At 68.0% G+C, this 23019-nt stretch carries 23 protein-coding genes, 1 tRNA gene and 2 rRNA genes (1 of these 26 only partly in view); 10 read left to right on the forward strand and 16 right to left on the reverse strand.

Annotated elements, in window-relative coordinates; genetic code table 11:
- The first annotated feature begins 55 nt into the window (after positions 1-55).
- Together C1707_RS05080 and rsmD are read left to right on the forward strand one after the other, a co-directional pair.
- The gene (locus tag C1707_RS05080; protein WP_101713590.1) at positions 56-697 is read left to right on the forward strand and encodes a TMEM175 family protein; all 642 of its coding nucleotides are present in this window, start codon (positions 56-58) and stop codon (positions 695-697) included.
- Positions 697-1260, forward strand: coding sequence for a 16S rRNA (guanine(966)-N(2))-methyltransferase RsmD (gene rsmD, locus C1707_RS05085; RefSeq protein ID WP_101713591.1), 564 nt, complete (start codon positions 697-699; stop codon positions 1258-1260). Before C1707_RS05080 ends, rsmD begins: the two co-directional genes overlap by 1 nt.
- A gap of 174 nt (positions 1261-1434) precedes the next feature.
- Here rsmD and C1707_RS27115 read toward each other — a convergent pair whose 3' ends face one another.
- Positions 1435-2043, reverse strand: coding sequence for a hypothetical protein (locus tag C1707_RS27115; RefSeq protein ID WP_101713592.1), 609 nt, complete (start codon positions 2041-2043; stop codon positions 1435-1437).
- 155 nt (positions 2044-2198) lie between these two features.
- Between C1707_RS27115 and C1707_RS05095 the strand changes: the two genes are divergently transcribed.
- From C1707_RS05095 to C1707_RS05105, 3 genes are all read left to right on the forward strand, one after another.
- A complete protein-coding gene (locus tag C1707_RS05095; protein ID WP_101713612.1) occupies positions 2199-2864 on the forward strand; it encodes an HAD-IA family hydrolase in 666 nt (221 codons plus the stop codon).
- A 29-nt stretch (positions 2865-2893) separates the two neighbouring features.
- Positions 2894-3181: a 4a-hydroxytetrahydrobiopterin dehydratase gene (locus C1707_RS05100; RefSeq protein WP_101713593.1), complete on the forward strand. Its 288-nt coding sequence runs from the start codon at positions 2894-2896 to the stop codon at positions 3179-3181.
- Between the two features lie 74 nt (positions 3182-3255).
- The gene (locus tag C1707_RS05105) at positions 3256-4041 is read left to right on the forward strand and encodes an SDR family oxidoreductase (RefSeq protein WP_101713594.1); all 786 of its coding nucleotides are present in this window, start codon (positions 3256-3258) and stop codon (positions 4039-4041) included.
- Positions 4042-4226: 185 nt separating this feature from the next.
- Here C1707_RS05105 and spdR read toward each other — a convergent pair whose 3' ends face one another.
- Positions 4227-4784 carry a stationary phase response regulator transcription factor SpdR gene (gene spdR, locus C1707_RS05110; RefSeq protein WP_058348705.1) on the reverse strand — a complete coding sequence of 186 codons (558 nt, stop codon included), beginning with the start codon at positions 4782-4784 and terminating at the stop codon, positions 4227-4229.
- Between the two features lie 89 nt (positions 4785-4873).
- On the reverse strand, positions 4874-6274 hold the full coding sequence (locus tag C1707_RS05115) for an ActS/PrrB/RegB family redox-sensitive histidine kinase (protein WP_101713595.1): 1401 nt from the start codon (positions 6272-6274) through the stop codon (positions 4874-4876).
- Positions 6275-6330: 56 nt separating this feature from the next.
- On the opposite strand from C1707_RS05115, the gene C1707_RS05120 reads away from it, so the two are divergent.
- Both C1707_RS05120 and C1707_RS05125 read left to right on the forward strand, forming a co-directional pair.
- Positions 6331-6924 carry an SCO family protein gene (locus C1707_RS05120; RefSeq protein WP_101713596.1) on the forward strand — a complete coding sequence of 198 codons (594 nt, stop codon included), beginning with the start codon at positions 6331-6333 and terminating at the stop codon, positions 6922-6924.
- 100 nt (positions 6925-7024) lie between these two features.
- Complete coding sequence (locus tag C1707_RS05125) at positions 7025-8290, forward strand: polyhydroxyalkanoate depolymerase (protein ID WP_101713597.1); 1266 nt, start codon at positions 7025-7027, stop codon at positions 8288-8290.
- Here the strand turns inward: C1707_RS05125 and C1707_RS05130 are convergent.
- On the reverse strand, positions 8287-9234 hold the full coding sequence (locus tag C1707_RS05130) for a Tle-like phospholipase domain-containing protein (RefSeq protein ID WP_164467285.1): 948 nt from the start codon (positions 9232-9234) through the stop codon (positions 8287-8289). The two genes, C1707_RS05125 and C1707_RS05130, sit on opposite strands and share 4 nt — an antisense overlap.
- 122 nt (positions 9235-9356) lie before the next feature.
- Between C1707_RS05130 and C1707_RS05135 the strand changes: the two genes are divergently transcribed.
- Positions 9357-10094 (forward strand): M48 family metallopeptidase, encoded by a 738-nt coding sequence (locus C1707_RS05135; RefSeq protein WP_101713599.1) that lies wholly within the window; start codon positions 9357-9359, stop codon positions 10092-10094.
- Positions 10095-10150: 56 nt separating this feature from the next.
- On the opposite strand, the gene C1707_RS05140 is transcribed toward C1707_RS05135, so the two are convergent.
- A complete protein-coding gene (locus C1707_RS05140) occupies positions 10151-10633 on the reverse strand; it encodes a peroxiredoxin (protein ID WP_101713600.1) in 483 nt (160 codons plus the stop codon).
- Positions 10634-10741: 108 nt separating this feature from the next.
- Between C1707_RS05140 and C1707_RS05145 the strand changes: the two genes are divergently transcribed.
- Positions 10742-11338, forward strand: coding sequence for a YqgE/AlgH family protein (locus tag C1707_RS05145; RefSeq protein WP_101713601.1), 597 nt, complete (start codon positions 10742-10744; stop codon positions 11336-11338).
- On the opposite strand, the gene C1707_RS05150 is transcribed toward C1707_RS05145, so the two are convergent.
- Complete coding sequence (locus C1707_RS05150; protein WP_240633869.1) at positions 11335-12960, reverse strand: sensor histidine kinase; 1626 nt, start codon at positions 12958-12960, stop codon at positions 11335-11337. The genes C1707_RS05145 and C1707_RS05150 overlap by 4 nt on opposite strands.
- Before the next feature lie 138 nt (positions 12961-13098).
- Here C1707_RS05150 and C1707_RS05155 point away from each other — a divergent pair, with 138 nt between their 5' ends.
- Entirely contained in the window at positions 13099-13758 is a 660-nt protein-coding gene (locus tag C1707_RS05155; RefSeq protein WP_164467286.1) for a TorF family putative porin, read from the forward strand.
- A gap of 116 nt (positions 13759-13874) precedes the next feature.
- On the opposite strand, the gene pnp is transcribed toward C1707_RS05155, so the two are convergent.
- The 10 genes from pnp to C1707_RS05205 all read right to left on the reverse strand — a co-directional run.
- A complete protein-coding gene (gene pnp, locus C1707_RS05160; protein WP_101713603.1) occupies positions 13875-16025 on the reverse strand; it encodes a polyribonucleotide nucleotidyltransferase in 2151 nt (716 codons plus the stop codon).
- Between the two features lie 252 nt (positions 16026-16277).
- On the reverse strand, positions 16278-16547 hold the full coding sequence (gene rpsO, locus C1707_RS05165) for a 30S ribosomal protein S15 (protein ID WP_058348691.1): 270 nt from the start codon (positions 16545-16547) through the stop codon (positions 16278-16280).
- 14 nt (positions 16548-16561) lie between these two features.
- Positions 16562-17494: a tRNA pseudouridine(55) synthase TruB gene (gene truB / locus C1707_RS05170; RefSeq protein WP_101713604.1), complete on the reverse strand. Its 933-nt coding sequence runs from the start codon at positions 17492-17494 to the stop codon at positions 16562-16564.
- Positions 17495-17497: 3 nt separating this feature from the next.
- Complete coding sequence (rbfA, locus tag C1707_RS05175) at positions 17498-17956, reverse strand: 30S ribosome-binding factor RbfA (protein WP_101713605.1); 459 nt, start codon at positions 17954-17956, stop codon at positions 17498-17500.
- 137 nt (positions 17957-18093) lie between these two features.
- Complete coding sequence (locus tag C1707_RS05180; protein WP_101713606.1) at positions 18094-18876, reverse strand: dienelactone hydrolase family protein; 783 nt, start codon at positions 18874-18876, stop codon at positions 18094-18096.
- 24 nt (positions 18877-18900) lie between these two features.
- On the reverse strand, positions 18901-20286 hold the full coding sequence (locus C1707_RS05185) for a serine hydrolase domain-containing protein (RefSeq protein ID WP_101713607.1): 1386 nt from the start codon (positions 20284-20286) through the stop codon (positions 18901-18903).
- Positions 20287-20348: 62 nt separating this feature from the next.
- Positions 20349-20807, reverse strand: coding sequence for a MaoC family dehydratase (locus C1707_RS05190; protein WP_101713608.1), 459 nt, complete (start codon positions 20805-20807; stop codon positions 20349-20351).
- 61 nt (positions 20808-20868) lie between these two features.
- Positions 20869-20945, reverse strand: a tRNA-Met gene (locus C1707_RS05195).
- 68 nt (positions 20946-21013) lie between these two features.
- Positions 21014-21128: ribosomal RNA gene (gene rrf, locus C1707_RS05200) — 5S ribosomal RNA — on the reverse strand.
- Between the two features lie 107 nt (positions 21129-21235).
- Positions 21236-23019, reverse strand: a 23S ribosomal RNA gene (locus C1707_RS05205); it runs 1002 nt beyond the window's last position.

Genomic DNA, 23019 nt, shown 5'->3' on the forward strand with positions numbered 1-23019 from the left:
ACTTGCCGTCACGCGGCAATGACGGCACACATCGGCGGTTGTCGATGGGGGTTTCATGAGCAATACCGAGCACGAGGCGGCCGACCGCCACCTGCACCGTCTGGTGCTGTTTTCCGATGCGGTCTTCGCGATCGCCATCACCCTGCTGGCCATCGAGATCCATCCGCCCGAGCACTGGCATGGCGTCGCCGACCTGTTCGGACAGATGGGCCACAAGCTGTGGGCCTACGCCGTCAGCTTCGCCGTGATCGGGGTCTACTGGATCAGCCACCGGCGGATCTTCGCGCGGCTGCGCGGCGCCAACGGCGTGCTCGACGTGCTGAACCTGGTCGTGCTGGGTCTGGTCGCCCTGCTGCCGCTGACCACCGAACTCCTCTGGGAGCACGCCTCGGGCGAGGCCACGCTGGTCTATGTCGGACTGGTCGCCGCGATCGGCGTGGCCATGTCGGTGGTCTGGGGCTATGCGGCCTTCGCCGGCGAGCTGGCCGGTCGCGTCCATCGCGGCGAGGCGCTGTTCACCCTGGCGCGGACGGCCGTCGCGCCCGGCCTGATGTGCGGCCTGATCCTGTTCAGCCTGAACCACATCTGGGGCCTGATCCCCCTGGCCCTGGCCATCGCCGCCTTCGTGGCCGGCGGCCGCTTCATGCGCCGCCGCGCGGCCGCCAGGATCGACGACGCCGAAGAGGCCGCCGCCTGATGCGCATCGTCTCGGGCCAGTATCGCGGCAAGGCCATCGCCACCCCGCCGGGCGACGCCACCCGCCCCACTTCCGACCGCGCCCGCCAGGCCGTGTTCAACATCCTCGAGCACGCCGCCTGGGCGCCCGAACTGCACGGCGCGCGGGTGATCGACGTGTTCGCGGGCTCCGGCGCCCTGGGCCTGGAAGCGATCTCGCGCGGGGCGGCAAGCTGCCTGTTCGTCGAGACCAACGAGGCCGCGCGCGGCGCGATCCGGCAGAACATCGACGCCTTTGGGCTGTTCGGCCAGACACGCGTGCATCGCCGCGACGCCACCGACCTGGGCCCCCGACCGGCCAGCGCCGGCGCGGCCTTCGACATCGCCTTCCTGGATCCGCCCTACGCCAAGGGCATGGGCGAGAAGGCCCTGACCGAGCTGGTCGCCGGCGGCTGGCTGGCCACGAACGCGATCGTGGTGTTCGAGCGCGGAGCGGGCGAACCCGACCCGGTGCTGGACGCCTTCGAGACCCTCGACGCCCGCGACTACGGCGCGGCCCGGGTGCTGTTCCTGCGGCTGCTTTAGGCCGCCACGACGCCACCACATCCGCCCGTCATTCCCGCCCTCGTGGCGGGAACCTCTCTGTCAGCCGCAAGGGCGTATGGGACGGCGTGCCCAGCACGCCGCTGGCGCTTCACGTACGAACGGAACCAGGGGTTCCCGCCACGAGGGCGGGAATGACGGGAGAAGTAGAGAGCCCTACGGCTGCTTGCCCGGCCAGACCAGGAAACCGTATTCGTCGCGGCCAGCCGAGGTCCAGGTCGCGTAGCCGTAGCCGCCCTGGGGCGGCGGCGGATAGGCGGCGTAGTCACGGTCATAGCCGCTGTCGAAGCGGCTTTCGCGGCTGTACTCGTAGCCCTCTTCCTGACGCGAATAGCCGTTCTGGGCATAGGCCGGCGGCGCCTGGACGGGCGGCGCATAAGCCGGGCCGTCGTCGTGGCGGCGGCTGTAGCGGTCGGGCGCGTAGTCCTGGTGCGGCGGAGGCGGCGGATCGTAGGCGGGCGGCGGCGGCGCGCCCCGGTCGTCGACCCGCAGCGGCGGACGGCCATAGCTCCAGCGGTCGAAGTCGCTCCAACCGCGCTCGCCGTCGTCGCACTCCACCCGTTCCCAGCGATAGGCCCCGCCAGGACCTGTGACGCGGCGGTTCACGCATTCGCCAGGCCGGGTGTCCGGCGGCAGGATCTCGGGGTCGACCGGCAGGTTCGAGCGGTCGGGCGGGCCGCCGGCCAGGCCGTAGCGGTCGCCGGCCAGGACCGGCGAGGCCAGGGCGACCCCGGCGGCGAAAGCGATGAGAACGAGTTGGCGCATGGGGGATACTCCAGGCCGCCAGTAGACCAGAGCCCGGCGAGCCGCGCGCGCTTTTTCGCCATGAAGGCGAGCTTAACCATTGTTCGAGACGGCTTTTCCTGCCCGTTCGCCTCGCCTAGAGTGAAATCAAACAATTGTTCGAACAGGTGGGCGCGATGGCGATCGAGGCGGTGATCTGGGACTTCGGCGGCGTGTTCACCACATCGCCCTTCGAGGCCTTCCGCCGCTACGAGGCGCGCAACGCCCTGCCGACCGACTTCCTGCGCGGCGTCAACGCGATCGACCCCGACACCAACGCCTGGGCCCGGTTCGAGCGGGCCGAGATCGATGCGGCGGCCTTCGACGCCCTGTTCCTGGAGGAATCGACGCGCCTGGGCCACGCCGTGCCGGGACGCGACGTGCTGCCCCTGCTGTCGGGCGAGGTCCGCCCCCGGATGGCGGCGGCGCTGAAAACCTGCAAGGCGGCGGGGTTCAAGGTCGGCTGCATCACCAACAACGTGCCGGGCGCGGGCCACGGGGCCGGCATGGCCGCCTCGGCCGACAAGGCCGCCTCGGCCGACAAGGCCGCCGCCGTGGCCGAGATACTGAGCCAGTTCGACGCCCTGATCGAAAGTTCCAAGGCCGGGGTGCGCAAGCCCGATCCGCGCATCTACGCGATGATGTGCGAGCGCCTCGTCGTCGCGCCCGAGGCCTGCGTCTACCTCGACGACCTGGGCGTCAACTGCAAGCCGGCCGCGGCCATGGGCATGGTCGCCATCAAGGTCTCAGGCGAGGACCAGGCGCTGGCGGAGCTTGCGGCGGCCACCGGATTGGCGTTCTGAAGAGGCCAGCAGTTTCAGGAGCCGTCCGCATGACCCGCCCCGCCAAGATCGGCGCCGCCGCCGCCCTCGCCCAGCTCGAAGGCTGGACCGGCGCCGACGGCAAGGACGCCATCGAGAAGACCTATCGGTTCGCCGACTTCAACGCCGCCTTCGGCTTCATGACCCGCGTGGCCATCGAGGCCGACAAGCGCGACCATCACCCCGAATGGTTCAACGTCTACAACCGCGTCGAGGTGACCCTGACCACCCACGACTGTGACGGCGTCAGTGAACGCGACGTGCAGCTGGCGAAGTTCATGGACGCGATCGCGGGGTAGGACCGGGCAAACACCCCTTCCCCTCCCCCCGCATCCGGTTCAAACTATCGTTTGAATTTCAGGGAGGACGCCGAATGGCGCAGACCATGGGCCGGGTCGCCGGCAAGAAGGCCTTCATCACCGGCGCGGCTCAGGGCCTGGGCGCGGCCGCCGCGCGCAAGCTGGCCGCCGAAGGCGCCAAGGTCGCCCTGGCCGACATCAATGTCGACGGGGCCAAGGCCGTGGCGGCGCAGATCAACGCCGCCCACGGCGCCGGCACGGCCTTCGCCTACGCCCTCGACGTCACCCAGGAAGACCAGTGGGTCGCGGCGCTGGAAGCGGCTGCGGCCGACATGGGCGGCATCTCGGTGCTGGTCAACAACGCCGGCGTGGCCGGCGACAAGCCGCTGGAGCAGATGGAGTTCGACCTCTGGAAGAGGATCATGTCGATCAATGTCGACAGCGTCTTCCTGGGGGCCAAGCACGCCCTGACCCACATGCGGGGCCACCAGCCCGGCTCGATCGTCAACATCAGCTCGATCGCCGGCCTGATCGCCAACCACAACTCGCCGGCCTACAACGCCTCCAAGGCGGGGGTCTGGCTGCTGTCCAAGAACATCGCGCTCTACTGCGCCAAGCTCGGGCTCGACATCCGCTCGAACTCGATCCACCCGACCTTCATCGACACCCCGATCCTGGACCCGCTGAGCCAGCGGCTGGGCAAGGAGGAGGCGCACGCCAAGCTCGGCCGGCAGATCCCGCTGGGCCACATCGGCGAGCCCGACGACATCGCCAACGCGGTGCTCTACCTGGCCAGTGACGAGAGCAAGTTCATGACCGGCGCCGAGCTGAAGCTCGACGGCGGCATCTCGGCGATGTGAGGATCGAGGTCCTCTCCCTGTGGGAGAGGCCTCGGCGCAGCCGGCGGAAAGGGGAGGGACCAGGGCCGTCCAGCTTCGCGGAAGCTGAAAACGGCCCCCCTCCGGCCCTTCGGGCTGCCTCCCCCAGAGGGGCAGGATTGATGCTCCCCCGCCGGGGGGAGCTGTCGCGAAGCGACTGAGGGGGTTTACCGCGGCGCCCGCTTGGCCAGGATCCGCTGCAGCGTGCGGCGGTGCATGTTGAGGCGACGGGCCGTTTCGGAGACGTTGTGGCCGCACATCTCGTAGACGCGCTGGATGTGCTCCCAGCGCACGCGGTCGGCGCTCATCGGGTTTTCCGGCGGGGCCGGGGCGGCGTCCTTGGCGGCCAGCAGGGCGCGGGCCACGTCGTCGGCGTCGGCCGGCTTGGAGAGATAGTCGACGACGCCGGCCTTAACCGCCGCCACCGCCGTGGCGATGTTGCCGTAGCCGGTCAGCATGATGATCTTGGCGTCGGCGCGGGCGTCGCGCACGGCCTCGACCACCTTCAGGCCCGAGCCGTCCTCGAGCCGCATGTCGAGCACCGCGTGGGCCGGCGCCTGGCTCTTCAGCGAACCGATCGCCTCGGCCACCGAAGCGCACAACGTCACCTCGAACCCACGCTGTTCCAAAGCTCGGCCTAGACGGGTGCGCAGGGGCGCATCGTCGTCGAGCAGAAGCAAGGACTTGTCCGGCAGGGCCGCGACCAGTTCTCCGATATCCGCCATCAACTCAGCGCCTCCCCGCGCCATTACTCAACCGGGTGTCGTATCGCCATCTTGTCTACGACTTGCAAAACTTCGCAAGTCTTTCGTACTCAAACCCCGATGAAGCCGGGAGCTTCCATCGCCGGGCGTGGCCAACGGGCCGCGACCACGGCGCCGCCGCGCCTGCCGTTCCTGAAATCCACGGCGGCGCCGGTCCGTTCCAGGAGAGTCTTGGCGATGAAGAAGCCAAGGCCCATGCCGATGTGCCCGGTGCGCGACCCTTCCGCCCCCGGACGCGAGGTCACGTAGGGCTCGCCCAGCTTGGCCAGCACCTCGGGTGAGAAGCCGGGCCCGTCGTCGCGCACCTCGATCAGGATCGAGCGCGGGTCGAAGCGGGCGACCACGATCACCTCGGAACGCGCGAAGTCGACGGCGTTCTCGACGATCGAGGTCAGGGCGTGGATCACCTCGGCCCGCCGCCAGACGTCGGGCGCCGACTTCCCCGAAGGGCCGTTGACCACCGCTTCGACCCGCACGCCGTGGATCATGTGCGGCTCGATGATCTCGTGCACCAGCTGGGTCAGGCTCATGCGCTCGTGGACGGCGTCCTGGGCCTCGGGCATTTCTGTCAGGCGCTGCAGGATCTCGCGGCAGCGGGCGGCCTGGCCGATCAGCAGCTCGGCGTCCTCGCGGGTCTGCTCGTCGGGGGCGCCGCGCGCCATTTCGCGGGCGACCACCGAGATGGTGGCCAGCGGCGTGCCCAGTTCGTGCGCGGCGGCGGCGGCCAGGGCGCCCAGGGCCGACAGGCGCTGTTCGCGGGCCAGCACCGTCTCGGTGACGTTGAGGGCCAGCTCCATGCGGGCCGACTCCGTCGCCGCCTGCCAGGCGTAGAGGCCGGTGACGACGATGCCGAGGACCCTCGCCGCGACGATGCCGGCCATCAGCGAGGCCTCGGGCCTGGGCGGACTTGCGCCGGCGACCACGGGCAGCGGCATGTACAGGAAGGCCAGCACGACGGAGGCGATGACCGCCAGCACCCCAAGGCCGAGGGCGTAGCGCGCCGGCAAGGTGGCGGCCGCCAGGGTGACGGGCGCGATCAGCAGCAGGGAGAACGGATTGTAGACCCCGCCGGTCAGGTACAGCATCCCCGACAGCTGCAGGATGTCGAAGGCGATCTGGGCGGTGGCCTCGACGTCGCGGGCCAGCCGCTGGCCCGTCGAGGCCAGGCCGATCAGCACGTTCAGCCAGGCCGACAGGGCGATCAGCGAGAAGCACAGGGCGTAGGGAATCTGCCGGTCGAGGACGAGGCCGCAGAACAGCACCGTCACCGACTGGCCCGCCACCGTCAGCCAGCGTTGGGCGATCAGCGTTCGCACGCGCAGGCGTCCCTGGCGAAGCCCGGGGCCCGCCCAGGACCAGTCGTCGCTGTCTTGCGCGCCCGCGCCGTCGGGCCTATCGAGCCCGCCGGGTGATGGTTTCTTCGGCGCGTCCTTGAACGAAGCGTCGGCCATGACGCCACATTAAGGCCAGAAATTTCGATCTGGCGAGCCCCAAAGGATGTAACCCCATGAACCGCAACCGCCTGATGGTCCTGGCCGTGTGCATCGTGGGCGTTCTCGTGGCCGGCGCGCTGATCGTCCAGAGCGGCGTCTTCCGCGCCGCGCCCAAGCCCGCGGCGGTCGGCGGACCGTTCCAGCTGGTCGACTACGACGGCAAGCCGACGGACGAGAGCGTGCTGAAGGGCAAGTGGAGCGCGATGTTCTTCGGCTTCACCTACTGCCCCGACGTCTGCCCCGGCACGCTGCAGGCCCTGGCGACCGCCAGCGACCAGCTGGGTCCCAAGGCCAAGGACCTGCAGATCGTGATGATCTCGGTCGACCCGGCCCGCGACACCCCGGCCCAGATGAAGACCTACCTGACCGCCGGCCACCTGCCCAAGAACATCGTCGGCCTGACCGGGACCCAGGCCCAGGTCGACGCCGCCGTGAAGACCTATCGCGCCTATGCCGGCAAGGTCGGCGACGGTCCCGACTACAGCATCGACCACTCCACGGCGATCTACGTCATCGACCCCAAGGGCCGCTTCGACCGCGTCATCGCCTACAGCAGCCCGCCCGAGGAGATCGCCCGCCAGCTGAAGGCGGCGATGGAAGGCAAGTAGAAGCCCATTTTTTGCGTTGCGGCGCCGTTAGGTCACCTCAGGGCTGTACCTTCTTAACGGCCGGCGTGTTATGCTGCAGCGCACAATCGCTGGAGACGGCATGCTGTACGCCCTGCACGAAGCGAGCTTCTACGCCTCGACCCCCATGCGCCTTGCGGCCCGCGCGGCCCGGGACTTCTGGGGCTCGCCGCTGAACCCGGCCGCCAATACCGAACTCGGCCGGCGGCTCTATGCCGGCGCGGACCTGTTCTCCAACGTCACCCGCCGCTACGGCAAGCCCGACTGGCGCATCGACAGCGTCAGGATCAACGACGTCGACGTGCGCGTGCGCCCCACCGTGGTCTGGCAGAGCCCCTGGGCCCGCCTGATCCAGTTCGACCGCGACATGTCGGACATGCGCCGGGCCGGCCGCTTCGACCTCGATCCCGCCGTGCTGATCGTCGCGCCGCTGTCGGGCCACTACGCCACGCTGCTGCGCGGCACGGTCGAGGCCTTCCTGCCCAACCACGCCGTGTTCATCGTCGACTGGATCAATGCGCGCGAGGTCTCGGTCCTGCAGGGCCGCTTCGACTTCCACGACTACATCGACCACATCCGCGACATGCTGCGGGTGCTGGGCCCGCGCCCCAACGTGCTGGCCGTCTGCCAGCCCGGACCGCCGGTGCTGGCCGCCGCCGCCCTGATGGCCGAGGACGGCGACCCGTCGCGCCCCGCCAGCATGACCTTCATGGGCTCGCCGATCGACGCGCGCCTGTCGCCGACCGTGACCAACAACCTGGCGGAGGAGAAGCCCTTCACCTGGTTCCAGTCCAACATGATCTACACCGTGCCCGCGCCCTATCCGGGCATGGGCCGGCGCGTCTATCCGGGCTTCGTGCAGCTGGCCAGCTTCATGAGCATGAACGCCGACAAGCACCAGGAAGCCCACCGTCGCTACTTCAACAGCCTGGTCGAGGGCGACGGCGACGGGGCCGACAAGCACCTGGAGTTCTACGACGAGTACCTGTCGGTGCTGGATCTGACCGAGGAGTTCTATCTCCAGACCATCGACATCGTCTTCCAGCGCCACCTGCTGCCCAAGGGCGAGCTGATGCATCGCGGCCGGATGGTGCGCCCCGAGGCGATCACCGACATCGGCCTGATGACCGTCGAGGGCGAAAAGGACGACATCTCCGGCATCGGCCAGACCCAGGCCGCCCACGACCTGTGCGTCAACATCCCCGCCGAGCTGAAGGAAGACTACGTCCAGCCGGGCGTGGGCCATTACGGGGTGTTCAACGGCCGTCGGTTCCGCGAGGAGATCTATCCCAAGGTTCGCGACTTCATCCTGCGCACCGACCCCAACTTCGCCGGCAAGAAGGCCTAGGCGAACACCGGCGGCAGGCTGCGTCCCAGCGACAGGCGTTCGGGCGCGGCCTCGTTCCACAGGTGGAAGACGCCCTTGAAGTGCCGCACGAGGTGAAACTCTCCCGCCCTGTTCCAGAAATGGAAGTACAGGAAGGAGTCGTGGGCGATCGGATTGCCGATCAGGGTGTAGGTCTCGAAGCTGGACGGCCCCGTCCCGTGCCTTTGGCGGGTTACCCCATAGAGATTGAGGTCGTCGGCGATCACCCGGGCCAGGCGCGTTCCGGCGATCTCGGTCCCGTGGATCGGATCGTTGGGTCGGATGTAGTGGCGACTGGCGGCGATCGCCTGGGCGTCGAGCGCCCCTAGCCCACGGGCGGCCGCCACCGCGCGGATGGCGCCGGCGAACGGCGCCGAGGCGAAGCCCGTACAGGCGATCGGCAGGTGATCGGGCAGGCCGGCGGCGACGCGGAACAACGCGGCCTGGGCCTCGGCCATGGCCCCGCCCAGCGAGTGGCCGGTGAAGGTCACACGCCGTACGGCCACCCCGCGCGCGACCAGGGCGGCATGAGCGGCCAGCGCGTAGTCGAGGGCGGCGACGACCGTCCTGGTGTCGGTCAGCACAGCGGTCTTGAAGTTCAGCAGCCAGTCCAGTTCGCTGTCGGTGCCACGATTGACGACGACCAGCTCGGCCGGACCGGGCGCGTAGAAGGCGAAGGCGTCATAGCCGTTGGACCGGTCGTTGGCGGCGGGAACCGGCGCGGTCAGGCCCAGGTCGGCCAGCCACGGCGGCGCGGTGGCTTGGTCGGAGGGGTTGTGGAACGAGCGGTAGATCCAGGCGCTGAGCGCGGCCAGGGCCTCGTGACCGGCGGCGAACGGCGCGCCCGTGCGGGCATGGCTTCGTATGGCGGCCGCCAGGGCGGGGCTGCGCTCGCTACGCGTGGGAACCTTCAACGGTACAGCCACGGCTCGCCTCCAGATTGTTTGCATATCGATGTTATCTTCAGGGTAGATCCGCGCGGCCTCGTCGGTCAACGGCGACGCTCGGGCCCTTGCGCGCCGCCGCGAGCGGGGCGATCTAGGGAGCGATGAACCTCTTCCGCCCGCAGCCGAAAGCCGCTCCCAAACGCTTCGCCGACGGCGACCGGCTGGAGATCGAACGCTGCGCCGTGCGCCTGAAGGTGGACGGCCGGGCCCGCCGCGTGTCGCTGCGGGTCGACCGGGCCAAGTCCGAGATCGTCGCCATTGCCCCCAACGCACGCCGCCTGACCGAGGCGGTGGCCTTCGCCCACGAGAAGGCCGGCTGGATGAGCCTGCAGCTGGCCGCCCTGCCCGGCCGACAGGTGATCGAGCCCGGCGGCGTGCTGAAGATCTGGGGCAAGGCCTACCGGCTCGAGATCGGTCCTGGCCGGGCGCGGATGACCGAAGACGCGCTGATCGCGCCCGACGACGCCAACTGGTCCCTGAAGATCCTGCGGCTGGTCAAGCACCGGGCGCTGGAGATCCTGACCGAGCGGACCGCCCATCACGCCGGACGTCTGGGACGGCCGATGCCGTCGGTGGCGGTGGCCGATCCCAAGGCGCGCTGGGGCTCTTGCCGCCCGGCCAGGCCGGGCGCGCCGGCGGCGATCCGCTACAGCTGGCGGCTGGTGCTGGCGCCGGCGGCCGTGGCCGACTACGTCGTCGCCCACGAATGCGCCCACCTGATCGAGGCCAATCACGGCCCGCGCTTCTGGGCGCTGTGCGAGACCCTGATCGGCGATCCGTCGCCGCACCGGGCCTGGCTGCGGTCGCATGCCGCCGAGCTGCACGCGATCTCGGCCTAGACAGATGGCCGTCATCCCGACCGCGGGGCCGGGATGACAACGAGATTGCCGGCTGCCTACAGCTGGCCCAGCATGTAGTCGGCCGACGACACCTTGAATTCGCCGGCTTCCTCGACGTTCAGGGTCGTGACGACGCCGTCCTTGGCGATCAGCGAGTAGCGCTGCGAGCGCGAGCCCATGCCGAACTTGCTGCCGTCGAAATCCAGGCCGATGGCGCGGGTGAAGTCGCCATTGCCGTCGGCCAGCAGCACCACTTCGTCGGCGATGCCCTGGTCGGCGCCCCAGGCCTTCATCACGAAGACGTCGTTGACCGAGACGCAGGCGATCGTGTCGACGCCCTTGGCCTTCAGGTCGGCGGCCTTTTCCTTAAAGCCCGGCAGGTGCTTGGCCGAGCAGGTGGGGGTGAATGCGCCGGGGACGGCGAAGAGGGCGACGGTCTTGCCCTTGAAGAGGTCGTCGGAAGTGACCGGCGCCGGGCCTTCGGCCGTGCTGGTCATGAACGTGGCCGCCGGAAGCGTGTCGCCAACCTTGATCGCCATGGTGTGATCCTGTGCTGAAAGGGCCGTCCGGAGATAAAGCGTCCGGATCGGTTCGCCAATAACGTGGTTTGACTTGAAACCGACGCGTTGTGTGCCGATCCTCAACAGATGGACGCTCCCGAGACCGCTCCCCTCGACGGCGAGGGCCAATTCCTGACCGGCCGGCTCCTGGTGGCCATGCCCGGCATCGAGGACCCGCGCTTCGAGCGCGCCGTGGTCTATCTGTGCTCGCACGACGACGAGCAGGCCATGGGCCTGGCGGTCAACCGCCCGGTCGAGGGCCTGACGGTGTACGAGCTGCTCGACAAGCTGGGCGTGGAACCCGAGGTCCGCGCGCCCAGCGACCTGGTCATGCTGGGCGGCCCGGTCGAGCGCGAACGCGGCTTCGTGCTGCACACCGACGACTACGTCTCGCCGGACTCCACCTCGCCGGTGGCCGACGGCCTGGCCCTGACCGTCACCCGCGACGCGCTGGACGCCCTGGGCAGCCGCATCCACCGCCCCCGCCGGGCGATCCTGGCGCTGGGCTATTCCGGCTGGGGCCCCGGCCAGCTCGAGCAGGAGCTGCGCGACAACGTCTGGCTCATCTGCGACGCCGACGAGACCCTGCTGTTCGGCGACGACCACGAAAGCAAGTGGACCCGCGCCCTGGCCAAGATCGGCATCACGGCCGACCACCTGTCGGCCCAGGCCGGGCGGGCCTAGGCGCGCGTCAGCGGCACGTCGAAGCGGAACGTCGAGCCGGCGCCAGGCGCGCTGTCGACGCTGATCGCGCCGCCCATCAGCTCGACCAGTTCGCGGCAGATCGCCAGGCCAAGGCCCGATCCGCCATGAGACCGTGTCGAGGAGTCGTCGAGCTGGGAGAAGGTCCCGAACAGCCGCGGCAGGTCGCTCGCCGCGACGCCGACGCCCGTGTCGGCGATCTCGAACGCCAGTCCGCGCGCGCTGCGCGCCGCCGAGACCCTGACCGAACCGACCTCGGTGAACTTGACCGCATTGGCCACCAGGTTGCCGAACACCTGGCGCAGCCGCATCGGATCGCCCCGCCAGCGCCCCCGGGCGTCCTCGGCGACGTCCCAGCCCAGGGCGATCCCGCCGCTGGCGGCGGCGCCCGAAAAGATCGCGCAGCTGGCCTCGACCAGGTCCTCGACGACGAAGACCTCCTCGCGCAGGCCCACCGCCCCCGCCTCCAGCCGGGCCATGTCGAGCACGTTGCTCAGCAGGGCCAGAAGCGCCCGCGACGACTCCTCGACGATGGCCAGGCGCTCGCGCTGGACCGGCGGCAGCTCGCCCAACGCCATGATCTGGGTCATGCCCAGGACGCCGTTCAGCGGCGTGCGGATCTCGTGGCTCATATTGGCCAGGAACTGGGTCTTGGCGACATTGGCCGCCTCGGCCTGCTCCTTGGCCACGACCAGGGCCTGGCGCTTGGCCGACAGCGAGGCCACCACGCGCGACAGCCAGACGAACAGCACCAGGCTGGCGGCCAGCAGCAGCAGGAACATCGCGCCGATCCACGGCGCAGCCCGCAGCAGCAGCGACATGCCCGGATCCCGCGCCGGCCAGGCCAGGGCGCCGACCCGTCGCCCGGCGCGGTCGCGCAGTTCGACATGCGGCTGGCTTGGCCGGGCCCGCGTCGTCAGCGCCAGCCCGTCGACGCCCAGATCGCCGCGCATGCCCTGGATGAACCTCGCGTCGACGCGCCGGGCGGTGAGCACGACGACCGGTTCGGTCGGCTGCGTCCGCGCCAGGTCCGCGTGCTCGACGATCACGTCGCTGGCGGCGACCAGATAGATCCCGTCGGCCGCCTGGAAGAGACCCGAGGCCGTCGAGACCCCCTCCAGATTGATCCGTCCCGCCCGGCGGGCGGCCGCCGCGCGGGCGGCGACCTCGTCGATCATCGGCGCCGTCGCGGAGCGCAGCGCCTCGATCCTGGCCGCCGGCGCCCGCGCGCCTTCCGAGGAGGCGTAGATCACCGCGCCGCGCCGGACCGCGAAGGTCAGGTCGTGACCGAAGTAGCGATGGTAGTAGTCGCCGAAATTGACGTCGGCCCAGGCCGCGTCCACCTCGCCCGCCGTCGCGGCGTAGGCGTCATCCCAGACCGTGGCCGAGGTCAGCTCACGGGTCATGCGCTCCAGCGTGCGCTGCACGGTGCGCTCGACCAGGGCCCGCTCGTCCAGGGTCTCGATATGATCGAGGGAGCGGGCGGCCAGCAGCATCAGCGCCAGGGCGCCGAGGATCGACACCGCGACCAGCACCGCGGCCGACCCGACGATCCAGTGGATCGCATTGAGCCGGCGGGCTTCGAGGGAAAGGGGATTGTGCACCACGTCCCCGGCCTAGGGGATTTGCGGCTAGCGTTTCGTTAAGTGCGACCGATGGCCGCAAGGCGCTGTTTTTCCTCACGCTTAAGCGCTTCGGTGAAGGTCTGGGCGGCACTGCATCGGCTCGATCCGGAGCTTTCGATGCGCACCCTTCTCGCCGGCGCGGCCCTCGCCGCCCTCGTTCCCGTCCTGGCCCAGGCCGCCGAGCCCGTGACCCTGAGCTACAAGCTCGGGATCGTCTCGGACTACCGGTTCCGGGGCGTGACCTTCTCGGACCGCGAGCCGGCCCTGCAGGGCGGCGTGACGGCCTCGGCCGGCAATGGCCTTTATGGCTGGGTCTGGGGCTCGACCATCGCCGACTACGGCGGCGCCGACACCGAACTCGACGCCGCCGTCGGCTGGACGGGCGCGGCGGGCGGCTTGACCCTCGACGTCTCGGCCGCGCGCTACGGCTATCCGGGCGGCAAGGGCGTCGATTACTGGGAGTTTCCGGTCTCGGCCGCCCATGCGGCCGGCGACTGGACCTGGGCGGTCGGCGCGGCCTGGTCGCCGGAGCAGGACGCCCTGGGCGGCCAGGACAACCGCTATGGCTACGCCCGCGCCGCCTGGACCTCGCCCAAGGCGCCGGTGAGCGTCACCGCCCAGCTCGGCCGCGAGCACGGCGCCTTCGCCCCCGATGGCAAGTGGGACTGGTCCCTGGGCGCGACGCGCAAGATCAAGGCCCTGGAGCTGGGCCTGACCTATGTCGGCAGCGACCGCGCCGGCGACACGGTCGTGGCGACGGTGACGGCGGGGTTCTAGGCGAGAAGTCCCGTCCCCCTCGACGGGGCGGGGAACACAAAGGATGCCGGAACGCAAAACGGGCGGCCCCTCTCGGAGCCGCCCGCTGCTTTTTCAGGTCGCCCTGAAAGCCGTCATCAGGTGTTGACGGCTTCCTCCGGGGTCACTTCGGCCTTCTTCGACAGGTCTTCACCCGTCGTCTGGTCGACGACCTTCATCGACAGCTTGGTCTTGCCGCGGTCGTCGAAGCCCAGGAGCTTGACCTTGACCATCTGGCCTTCCTTCAGCACGTCCGACGGCTTGGCGACGCGTTCGTTGCTGATCTGGCTGACGTGGACGAGGCCGTCCTTGGCGCCGAAGAAGTTCACGAAGGCACCGAAATCGACGACCTTGACGACCTTGCCGTCGTAGATCGCGCCGACTTCAGCTTCCTGCGTGATCGACTTGATCCAGTCGATCGCGGCCTTGATCTTGGCGCCGTCCGAGGCCGAGACCTTCACGGTGCCTTCGTCGTTGATGTCGACCTTGGCGCCGGTGGTGGCGACGATCTCGCGGATCACCTTGCCGCCGGTGCCGATCACTTCACGGATCTTGTCGGTCGGGATGGTGATGGTCTCGATCTTCGGAGCGAACTCGCCGACGTCTTCACGCGGCGCTTCCATGGCCTTGTTCATCTCGCCGAGGATGTGCGCGCGGCCGTCCTTGGCCTGGGCCAGGGCCTGCTCCATGATCGCGGGCGTGATGCCGGCGATCTTGATGTCCATCTGCAGCGAGGTCAGGCCTTCGCTGGTGCCGGCGACCTTGAAGTCCATGTCGCCCAGGTGATCTTCGTCACCCAGAATGTCGGACAGAACGGCGAAGCCGTCCTTTTCGAGGATCAGGCCCATGGCGATGCCCGACACCGGACGCACCAGCGGAACGCCGGCGTCCATCATGGCCAGCGACGAACCGCAGACCGTGGCCATCGAGGACGAGCCGTTCGACTCGGTGATCTCGGAGACCAGACGGATGGTGTAGGGGAAGTCTTCCTTGGCCGGCAGCATCGGGCGCAGGGCGCGCCAGGCCAGCTTGCCGTGACCGATTTCGCGACGGCCCGGCGAACCCATGCGGCCGGTCTCACCCACCGAGTAGGGGGGGAAGTTGTAGTGCAGCAGGAAGGATTCCTTGTAGGTGCCTTCCAGGGCGTCGATGAACTGCTCGTCGTCGCCGGTGCCCAGGGTGGCCACGACGATGGCTTGCGTCTCGCCGCGGGTGAACAGGGCGCTGCCGTGGGTGCGCGGCAGGATGCCGACTTCGCCCAGGATCGGACGGACCTTGTCGACGGTGCGGCCGTCGATGCGGATGCCGGTGTCGAGGATCGAGCGACGGACGATGTCGGCTTCGAGCTCCTTGAACACCGAGACCAGCTTCAGCGGATCGATGCCGGCCGGATTGGTGTCGCTCTTGGCGAAGGTCTCGATGGCCTTGGTCTTGGCGGCGCCGAGGGCGGCGACGCGGTCGGCCTTGGTCTGGATCTTGTAGGCGGCGGCCAGGTCGGCGCCGACGGCCTTCTTCACTTCGGCCTTCAGGGCGTCGGTGTCTTCCGGCTGGAAGTCGAAGGGCTCCTTGGCGGCGTGCTCGGCCAGGTCGATGATCGCGTCGATCACGGCCTGCATCTGCTGGTGGGCGAAGTTGACGCCGCCCAGGACGATCTCTTCCGAGAGTTCCTTGATTTCGCTTTCGACCATCATCACGGCGTCGGCGGTGCCGGCCACGACCAGGTCCATGGCGCTTTCCTTCAGCTCGTCGAGCGTCGGGTTCAGCACGTACTCACCGTTCACCCAGCCGACGCGGGCCGCGCCGATCGGGCCCATGAACGGGGCGCCCGACAGGGTCAGGGCGGCCGAGGCGGCGACCATGCCCAGGATGTCGGGGTCGTTCTCGAGGTCGTGCTGCAGCACGGTGACGACGACCTGGACTTCGTTCTTGAAGCCCTTGACGAACAGCGGGCGGATCGGACGGTCGATCAGGCGGGAGACCAGGGTCTCCTTTTCCGACGGACGGCCTTCACGCTTGAAGTAGCCGCCCGGGATCTTGCCGGCCGCGAAGGTCTTTTCCTGGTAGTTGACCGTCAGCGGGAAGAAATCTTGGCCGGGCTTCGCCTTCTTGGCGAACACGGCGGTGGCCAGGACGACGGTTTCGCCCATGGTGGCCAGAACGGCGCCGTCGGCTTGACGGGCGATGCGACCGGTTTCGAGGACCAGCGTCTTGCCGCCCCACTCGATCGTCTTGCGCTTGATATCGAACATTTTTCGTCTTTCGGTTCCCGCGGGCGGATTCCCGTCGGGGGTGGACAGGGGCCGGACGGCTAACGGAAGCCGGGCCGATGATCCTCATCCTAATGCGACAGGCAGGGGTTTGAGGACGTGAACCCTCGGACGTACGGGGCGCCGCTCCAACTGTGAGCGAACCCTTGGATCTTCCGCCCCGGCCTGTCTCGGCGCGGCAGACCCTAGATAGCGTTCCGCCGCCTTACCGGGGTAAGGCGGCGGAAATGCGCCTTAGCGGCGCAGACCCAGCTTCTCGATGAGAGCCGCGTAACGGCCTTCGTCGGACTTCTTCAGGTGGTCGAGGAGACGGCGACGCTGGGAAACCAGCTTCAGCAGGCCACGACGGCTGTGGTTGTCCTTCTTGTGGGTCTTGAAGTGCTCGGTCAGGTTCGAGATGCGCTCCGAGAGGATCGCGACCTGGACTTCGGCGCTGCCGGTGTCACCCTCGGTGCGGGCGTGCTCGGCGATAAGAGCGCTCTTGCGCTCGGCAGTGATCGACATCGGGTTGTCTCCGCTCAGGTGAGTTGGAAGACCCGCACCGGATTGAGCTTTCCGGCGCGCATCTCGCACAAGGCCACCAGGCGTTCTCCGGACATGGCGGAAACGGTGCGATCGCCGGGCGTAAGCTCGGCTTTCAGCGTCTCCACCTGCCTGGGTAGCAGAACGATGGCGCGTCCTTGCGCAAGCCGGAAGGCGTCTTCGTCGGTCACGGCCAACGCCGGGATGTCGTCCAGCGCGGTCTCGACCGGAAGCAATGCCTCCGACAGTCGGGCCTCATAGCTCAAATTCTCTAGAGTTTCCAGACTTATCGCCGTCTGCTCGGAGAACTGGCCCACCCGCGTTCGGCGAAGCTGGCTGACATGTCCACAGGCGCCGAGCGCGGCCGCCAGATCGCGGACCACGGCGCGCACGTAGGTGCCCTTGCCGCATTCCATCTCCAGCTCCACGTGGTCGGCGTCGGGAACCGACAGCACGCGCAGGGCATGGATGGTCACCTTGCGGGTCGCGAGCTCGAACTCCACCCCGTCGCGGGCCAGGTCGTAGGCCCGCTCGCCGTCGACCTTGATGGCCGAGAAGTTCGGCGGCACCTGGTCGACCTCGCCGACGAAGGCCGGCAGGGCGGCCTCGATCGCCTCGATCGCGGGGCGCACGTCGCTCTCGCCGGTGGTCTCGCCCTCGCGATCGAGGGTGGTGGTCGAGCGGCCCCAGGCGATGGTGAAGCGATAGGCCTTGTCGGCGTCCATCAGGAACGGAACGGTCTTGGTCGCCTCGCCCAGGGCCAGCGGCAGGATGCCCGTGGCCAGCGGATCCAGCGTGCCGGCGTGGCCGGCCTTCTGGGCGTTGAACGCCCGGCGCACGCGGGAGACCGCGCTGGTCGAGGTCAGGTCGTAGGGCTTGTCCAGGCACACCCAGCCCGAGACGGCGTCACCCTTCTTGCGGCGCGCCATGGCTCAGTCGCCCTCGCCTTCGTCCAGCACGTCGGACAGGCGGCGCTCGGTATCCTGGCGCACGCGCGGATCGAGGAACAGTTTGTCCATGTAGGCGGCCGTGCCGAAGCTCTCGTCGTGAAGGAACTTCAGGTCCGGCGTGAACTTCATGTCGATCGACCGCCCCAGGCGCCCGCGCAGGAACTTGGACACGCGGTTCAGGCCCTTGATGATCTCGTCGACGTTCTGGCCGGCGCCGGCCAGGCCCGCGCCCAGCGGCTCGACGAAGCAGACGGCGTGCCGCAGGTCGGGGCTCATCCGCACTTCGGAGACGGTGATGGTGACGCCCGTCAGGGCCTCGTCCTGCAGCTCCTCCTCGCGGAGGATGTCGACCAGGGCGTGGCGGATCAGTTCGCCGGCGCGGAGCTGGCGTTGCGACGGACCGGTGGGCCCGCTCTTGGGTTTGTCGGAATGGCGCTTCATGGCGCGGATAGCCTTTGCAGCCCGGCCGGCGGATCGAACGCCGGTAGCGCGGGGGAAAATCGAAGGCGCGGTGTCTAGGCGCGTAACGTGGAAAAGTCCAGCGGAACGCCCCTCCCCTTCCAGGAGAGGGTTCGGCCTCAAGCCCCCGTCCGCTCCCTGAAGAACGCGATCACCCGCCGCGCCGCCGCCATCCCCGCCCCGTCAGGACGATCCCGATCGAGGTGCAGGGTCAGCACCGAATGCGGCGGGATCACGCGATAGCCGTTGGCGTCGGCGTCCTCGAGCTCGATCAGTTCGGCCCGCTCGCCGAACTCGGCCTTCAGCCGCGAAAAGCGCCCGCCCTGCACGTGCCAGTCGCTCTTGTAGCGCAGGGCGATCAGCGACAGGTCCTCGGCCTCGAACCGCCGCCTGGCGCAGGCTAGCTCCTCGTCCGACAGGTCGAGGTCGCCCTTGGCCGTCACCGGCAGCGAGGGCTGCGACAGCACCGGCGCCACGACGCTGGGCTCGGTCATCATCGCCAGGGCGAAGCCGCCGGTGACGCACATGCCCACCGCGCCGACGCCCTTGCCGCCGCATTCGGCGTGGACCTGCCGGGCCAGGGCCCGCAGCCAGTCGACGATCGGGCTCGACCTGCCGCCGCGCCACAGGTTGAACTCGCGCCGCACGCAGGCGATCTGCAGCGACGAGGCCGCGCCGTAGCCGCGGCTGACCGGCCGGCCCGGCTCGCCGAACAGGCTGGGGCAGAAGACGGTCATGCCGCTGGCCGCCACCTCGCGGGCGAACGCCAGCACGCCCGGATGCAGGCCGGGAATCTCGTGGACGACGATCACCGCCGGCCCCGTGCCCATCCGCCAGACCGAGCGGCTCCAGCGACCGTCGTCGAATTCGAACCGCTCGAAGCCCTCGAACACGTCACTCATCGCCGCCCCCTGCTTGCTCTGCTGTCAGCCCGCCTTCGGCCCGATCAGGAACTGCTCGACCTTGCCGTCCGGCGTCAGTCGCATCGACACCGAGAGGGTCCGCGCTCCGAAGGCCGCGTCGAAACCATGCCAGGTCATGCCGCCGCGGACTTGGACGCCCTGGCCGTCGAGCATGCGCAACGGTCCAAGCGGGGCCAGGCTGGTCTTGAAGTCGGCCTGGCGCGCCGGCGTGAACCAGGCCTTGCCGTTGGCGGTCAGCAGGGCGGGGTCGAGGGCGCCCGCCTGCAGCTGGCCGACCAGCGTCCGCGCCGTCGCCGCCGGCCCGGTCGAGGGCCGCAGCAGGAAGGCGATGCGCTGGGAGATGGCGGTCTGCGGTTCGCCGAAGTCGGCGTTGGCGACGACGGTAACGGCCCGCTTCTCGGCCGGCCAGACGGTGTTGCTGGTCAGCACGCCCGACAGCATGCCGCCGTGGCTGATCGTGGTGACCCCGTCGCGCACCTTGACCGATACGCCCAGGCCATAGCCGGCCGGGACGCCGCCCGACAGGTCCACCGAGGTGGTCATGGCCTCCCACGAAGCGGGTTTCAGCAGCTGCCGGCGGATCACCGCCCGGTTCCAGCGCGCCAGGTCCGACGGCGACATGGCCAGCTCGGCCGCGCCGAACAGCCAGCCCGGCCCCTCCTTGTCGGCCAGCACCACGGGCCCCAGGCCATAGCGGGTGTAGTGGCCGGCGTCGGGCGGCGACAGCGCCTGGGTGTCGTCCTCGGTGACGCCGGCCATGCCCAGCGGATCGAAGATCCGGCGCTTGAGGAAGGAAAACAACGGCTCGCCGGAGACCTTCTCGACCACGAGGCCGGCGATCACGAAGCCGGTGTTGGAATAGCGCCACTGCTCCCCGGGCGGATAGTCCAGCGGGATGCGCGCCCAGCCGTCGAGAATCTTTTGCGGCGTGGTCTGACCGCGCATGGCCTCGAACACGAAGTCCTGCGGCCAGTAGTCGCGATAGCCGGCGGTGTGCGACAGCACTTGGCGCAGTGTGATCCTGTCGCCCTCGGTCAGGCCAGGGACGTACTTCCCGACCGGATCATCCAGCGAGACCTTGCCGTCCTCGACCAGCAGCAGGATCGCCGCTGCCGTGAACTGCTTGCTCACCGAGGCGACGCCGTAGCGGGTGGCGGTCGTGGCGGGGACAGGCGGCGACAGCCGCGCCTGGCCGTAGGCCTGGGCGTAGACCGGCTCGCCGTCCTCGACGATGGCGACCGAGGCCGAAGGCGCGCCGGTCGCGGCCAGCACCTCGCGGGCGATGGCGTCGACCTCGCGGGCCTTGTCGGGCGCCAGGGGCGCGGCGAGCGCGGGACAAGCCAGGGCCAGCGCCAGCACGCCCCCCGCCAGAACCGTCCGTCGCCGCATTCCAAGCCCCCCGTCGCCAGGCCCGCAGACTGAAGGCGCGCCGGGCGACAAGGCAAGGGTCGTTACAGGCTCACGCCCGCGTGGGCCGGCATCTGGATCAGGTTGAAGAAGGTCAGCACCGGCTCGGCGTGCTGGTTGGTCACCCGGGTGAAGGTGCGGATCGTGCCCCGGTCGGGCTTGGAGCGCGAGCGGGTCACCTCGACGATCTCGCGGTGGACGGTCAGGGCGTCGCCGGGGCGCACGGGTTTCAGCCAGGTCAGTTCGTCGATGCGGATGCCCAGCATCGACGTGGCGCCGAAAGGGGCGGCGTCGACATATTCGCGCATCACCCGCGAGGCCACGTGCCAGCCGCTGGCGATGAGCCCGCCGAACCGGCCGGCGCTCGCGGCGTCGAGGTCCACGTGCATGGGCTGCGGATCATAGGCGCGGGCGAAGTCGAGGATCTCGGCCTGCGTCAGCACGAACGGCTGGCCGGTCCAGGTTTCGCCGACGACGAGGTCGTCAAGATAGCGGTCGGTCATGAGCGGATCCCGAAACGACGAAAGCCCCCAGCGATGTGCTGGGGGCTTTACGTAGAAAGTTTGGGTGCGGGGACAGGATTTGAACCTGTGACCTTCAGGTTATGAGCCTGACGAGCTACCGGGCTGCTCCACCCCGCGGCAGGGGTATGTATCGTGGGTAGGGTTCTTGGACTTTTTGATCTTTGCGTGATGCATCCTTTTAGCAGACCTGGCGGCGACCTACTCTCCCGCGCCTTGAGACGAAGTACCATTGGCCCAGGGGGACTTAACGACCGAGTTCGGAATGGGATCGGGTGGGGAACCCCCGGCAAAGCCACCAGGTCAGCGAAAAGGATGCTGTTTGCGCTCTCTTTGGGGGAGAGTGCAAGGCAAAGAAGAAGACATCAGTGTCTGAAGTTCGTGTAGAGCTTCATGGGTTTGACTGAAGAACGATCAAGCCTATCGAGCTATTAGTACCGGTAAGCTCCATGCGTCGCCGCACTTCCACACCCGGCCTATCAACGTGGTGGTCTTCCACGGCTCTCAGCGAGACCTTGTTTTGAGGTTAGTTTCCCGCTTAGATGCTTTCAGCGGTTATCTATTCCACACTTAGCTACCCTGCTGCACAGCTGGCGCCATGACAGGTCCACCAGAGGTGTGTCCATCCCGGTCCTCTCGTACTAGGGACAGATCCTCTCAAGTCTCGTACACCCACGGCAGATAGGGACCAAACTGTCTCACGACGTTCTGAACCCAGCTCACGTACCACTTTAATCGGCGAACAGCCGAACCCTTGGGACCTGCTCCAGCCCCAGGATGTGATGAGCCGACATCGAGGTGCCAAACTTTGCCGTCGATATGGACTCTTGGGCAAAATCAGCCTGTTATCCCTAGAGTACCTTTTATTCGTTGAGCGATGGCCCTTCCACGCAGGACCACCGGATCACTATGGCCGACTTTCGTCTCTGCTCGACTTGTCAGTCTCGCAGTCAGGCGGGCTTATGCCATTGCACTCGACGACCGATTTCCGACCGGTCTGAGCCCACCATCGCGCGCCTCCGTTACACTTTGGGAGGCGACCGCCCCAGTCAAACTGCCCGCCACGCCATGTCCCGGACCCGGATAACGGGCCGCGGTTAGACGTCAGCAACAATAAGGGTGGTATTTCAAGGATGGCTCCGCCGGAACTGGCGCCCCGGTTTCATAGCCTCCCACCTATCCTACACATGTTGCTGCTAACGCCAAGGCGAAGCTGCAGTAAAGGTTCATAGGGTCTTTCCGTCTGACCGCGGGAACCCCGCATCTTCACGGGGAATTCAATTTCGCTGAGCCTGTGCTGGAGACAGTGGGGAAGTCGTTACGCCATTCGTGCAGGTCGGAACTTACCCGACAAGGAATTTCGCTACCTTAGGACCGTTATAGTTACGGCCGCCGTTTACCTGGGCTTCAATTCGGAGCTTGCACCCCTCCTTTTAACCTTCAGGCACCGGGCAGGCGTCAGACCCTATACGTCGCCTTGCGGCTTCGCAGAGCCCTGTGTTTTTGATAAACAGTCGCTACCCCCTGGCTTGTGCCACTCTTTTCTGGTTGCCCAAAGAAGAGTCACGCTTATCCCGAAGTTACGCGTGCAATTTGCCGAGTTCCTTCAGCACAGTTCTCTCAAGCGCCTTGGTATACTCTACCTGCCCACCTGTGTCGGTTTCGGGTACGGTCTCCGTTGGAGTTATTTCCAGGGACCTGTTCACTGCCGGAACCAATCCAATAAGGACCGACAATTTACCAGATCCGTCACTTCCAACTGGCTCAGGAATATTCACCTGATTCCCATCGACTACGCCTTTCGGCCTCGCCTTAGGGGCCGGCTAACCCTGCGCAGATTAGCTTTACGCAGGAACCCTTGGGCTTTCGGCGAGAGGGTCTCTCACCCTCTTTATCGCTACTCATGTCAGCATTCTCACTTCCGATACCTCCAACAAGGCTCACGCCTCATCTTCACAGGCTTACGGAACGCTCCGCTACCGCTTGCTCAAAGAGCAAACCCATACCTTCGGCGACTGGCTTTAGCCCCGTTACATTTTCCGCGCAGGTTCGCTTGACCAGTGAGCTGTTACGCTTTCTTTAAATGATGGCTGCTTCTAAGCCAACATCCTGGTTGTCAAAGCAAACCCACATCGTTTCCCACTTAGCCAGTACTTGGGGGCCTTAGATGATGGTTAGGGTTGTTTCCCTTTTC

The sequence above is a fragment of the Caulobacter flavus genome (genome assembly GCF_003722335.1).
In the GTDB taxonomy this organism is placed as follows: domain Bacteria; phylum Pseudomonadota; class Alphaproteobacteria; order Caulobacterales; family Caulobacteraceae; genus Caulobacter; species Caulobacter flavus.

What these genes read in the sequence shown, in the direction of transcription:
- C1707_RS05105 (WP_101713594.1), top strand. Translation starts at nt 3,256, where the DNA reads ATGGCGCAGACCATGGGCCGGGTCGCCGGCAAGAAGGCCTTCATCACC.
- C1707_RS05120 (WP_101713596.1), top strand. Translation starts at nt 6,331, where the DNA reads ATGAACCGCAACCGCCTGATGGTCCTGGCCGTGTGCATCGTGGGCGTT.
- C1707_RS05080 (WP_101713590.1), top strand. Translation starts at nt 56, where the DNA reads ATGAGCAATACCGAGCACGAGGCGGCCGACCGCCACCTGCACCGTCTG.
- rbfA (WP_101713605.1), bottom strand. Translation starts at nt 17,956, where the DNA reads ATGAAGCGCCATTCCGACAAACCCAAGAGCGGGCCCACCGGTCCGTCG.
- rsmD (WP_101713591.1), top strand. Translation starts at nt 697, where the DNA reads ATGCGCATCGTCTCGGGCCAGTATCGCGGCAAGGCCATCGCCACCCCG.
- rpsO (WP_058348691.1), bottom strand. Translation starts at nt 16,547, where the DNA reads ATGTCGATCACTGCCGAGCGCAAGAGCGCTCTTATCGCCGAGCACGCC.
- C1707_RS05095 (WP_101713612.1), top strand. Translation starts at nt 2,199, where the DNA reads ATGGCGATCGAGGCGGTGATCTGGGACTTCGGCGGCGTGTTCACCACA.
- spdR (WP_058348705.1), bottom strand. Translation starts at nt 4,784, where the DNA reads ATGGCGGATATCGGAGAACTGGTCGCGGCCCTGCCGGACAAGTCCTTG.
- C1707_RS05180 (WP_101713606.1), bottom strand. Translation starts at nt 18,876, where the DNA reads ATGAGTGACGTGTTCGAGGGCTTCGAGCGGTTCGAATTCGACGACGGT.
- C1707_RS05115 (WP_101713595.1), bottom strand. Translation starts at nt 6,274, where the DNA reads ATGGCCGACGCTTCGTTCAAGGACGCGCCGAAGAAACCATCACCCGGC.
- C1707_RS05140 (WP_101713600.1), bottom strand. Translation starts at nt 10,633, where the DNA reads ATGGCGATCAAGGTTGGCGACACGCTTCCGGCGGCCACGTTCATGACC.
- pnp (WP_101713603.1), bottom strand. Translation starts at nt 16,025, where the DNA reads ATGTTCGATATCAAGCGCAAGACGATCGAGTGGGGCGGCAAGACGCTG.
- C1707_RS05155 (WP_164467286.1), top strand. Translation starts at nt 13,099, where the DNA reads ATGCGCACCCTTCTCGCCGGCGCGGCCCTCGCCGCCCTCGTTCCCGTC.
- C1707_RS05100 (WP_101713593.1), top strand. Translation starts at nt 2,894, where the DNA reads ATGACCCGCCCCGCCAAGATCGGCGCCGCCGCCGCCCTCGCCCAGCTC.
- C1707_RS05125 (WP_101713597.1), top strand. Translation starts at nt 7,025, where the DNA reads ATGCTGTACGCCCTGCACGAAGCGAGCTTCTACGCCTCGACCCCCATG.
- C1707_RS05190 (WP_101713608.1), bottom strand. Translation starts at nt 20,807, where the DNA reads ATGACCGACCGCTATCTTGACGACCTCGTCGTCGGCGAAACCTGGACC.
- C1707_RS27115 (WP_101713592.1), bottom strand. Translation starts at nt 2,043, where the DNA reads ATGCGCCAACTCGTTCTCATCGCTTTCGCCGCCGGGGTCGCCCTGGCC.
- truB (WP_101713604.1), bottom strand. Translation starts at nt 17,494, where the DNA reads ATGGCGCGCCGCAAGAAGGGTGACGCCGTCTCGGGCTGGGTGTGCCTG.
- C1707_RS05145 (WP_101713601.1), top strand. Translation starts at nt 10,742, where the DNA reads ATGGACGCTCCCGAGACCGCTCCCCTCGACGGCGAGGGCCAATTCCTG.
- C1707_RS05135 (WP_101713599.1), top strand. Translation starts at nt 9,357, where the DNA reads ATGAACCTCTTCCGCCCGCAGCCGAAAGCCGCTCCCAAACGCTTCGCC.
- C1707_RS05185 (WP_101713607.1), bottom strand. Translation starts at nt 20,286, where the DNA reads ATGCGGCGACGGACGGTTCTGGCGGGGGGCGTGCTGGCGCTGGCCCTG.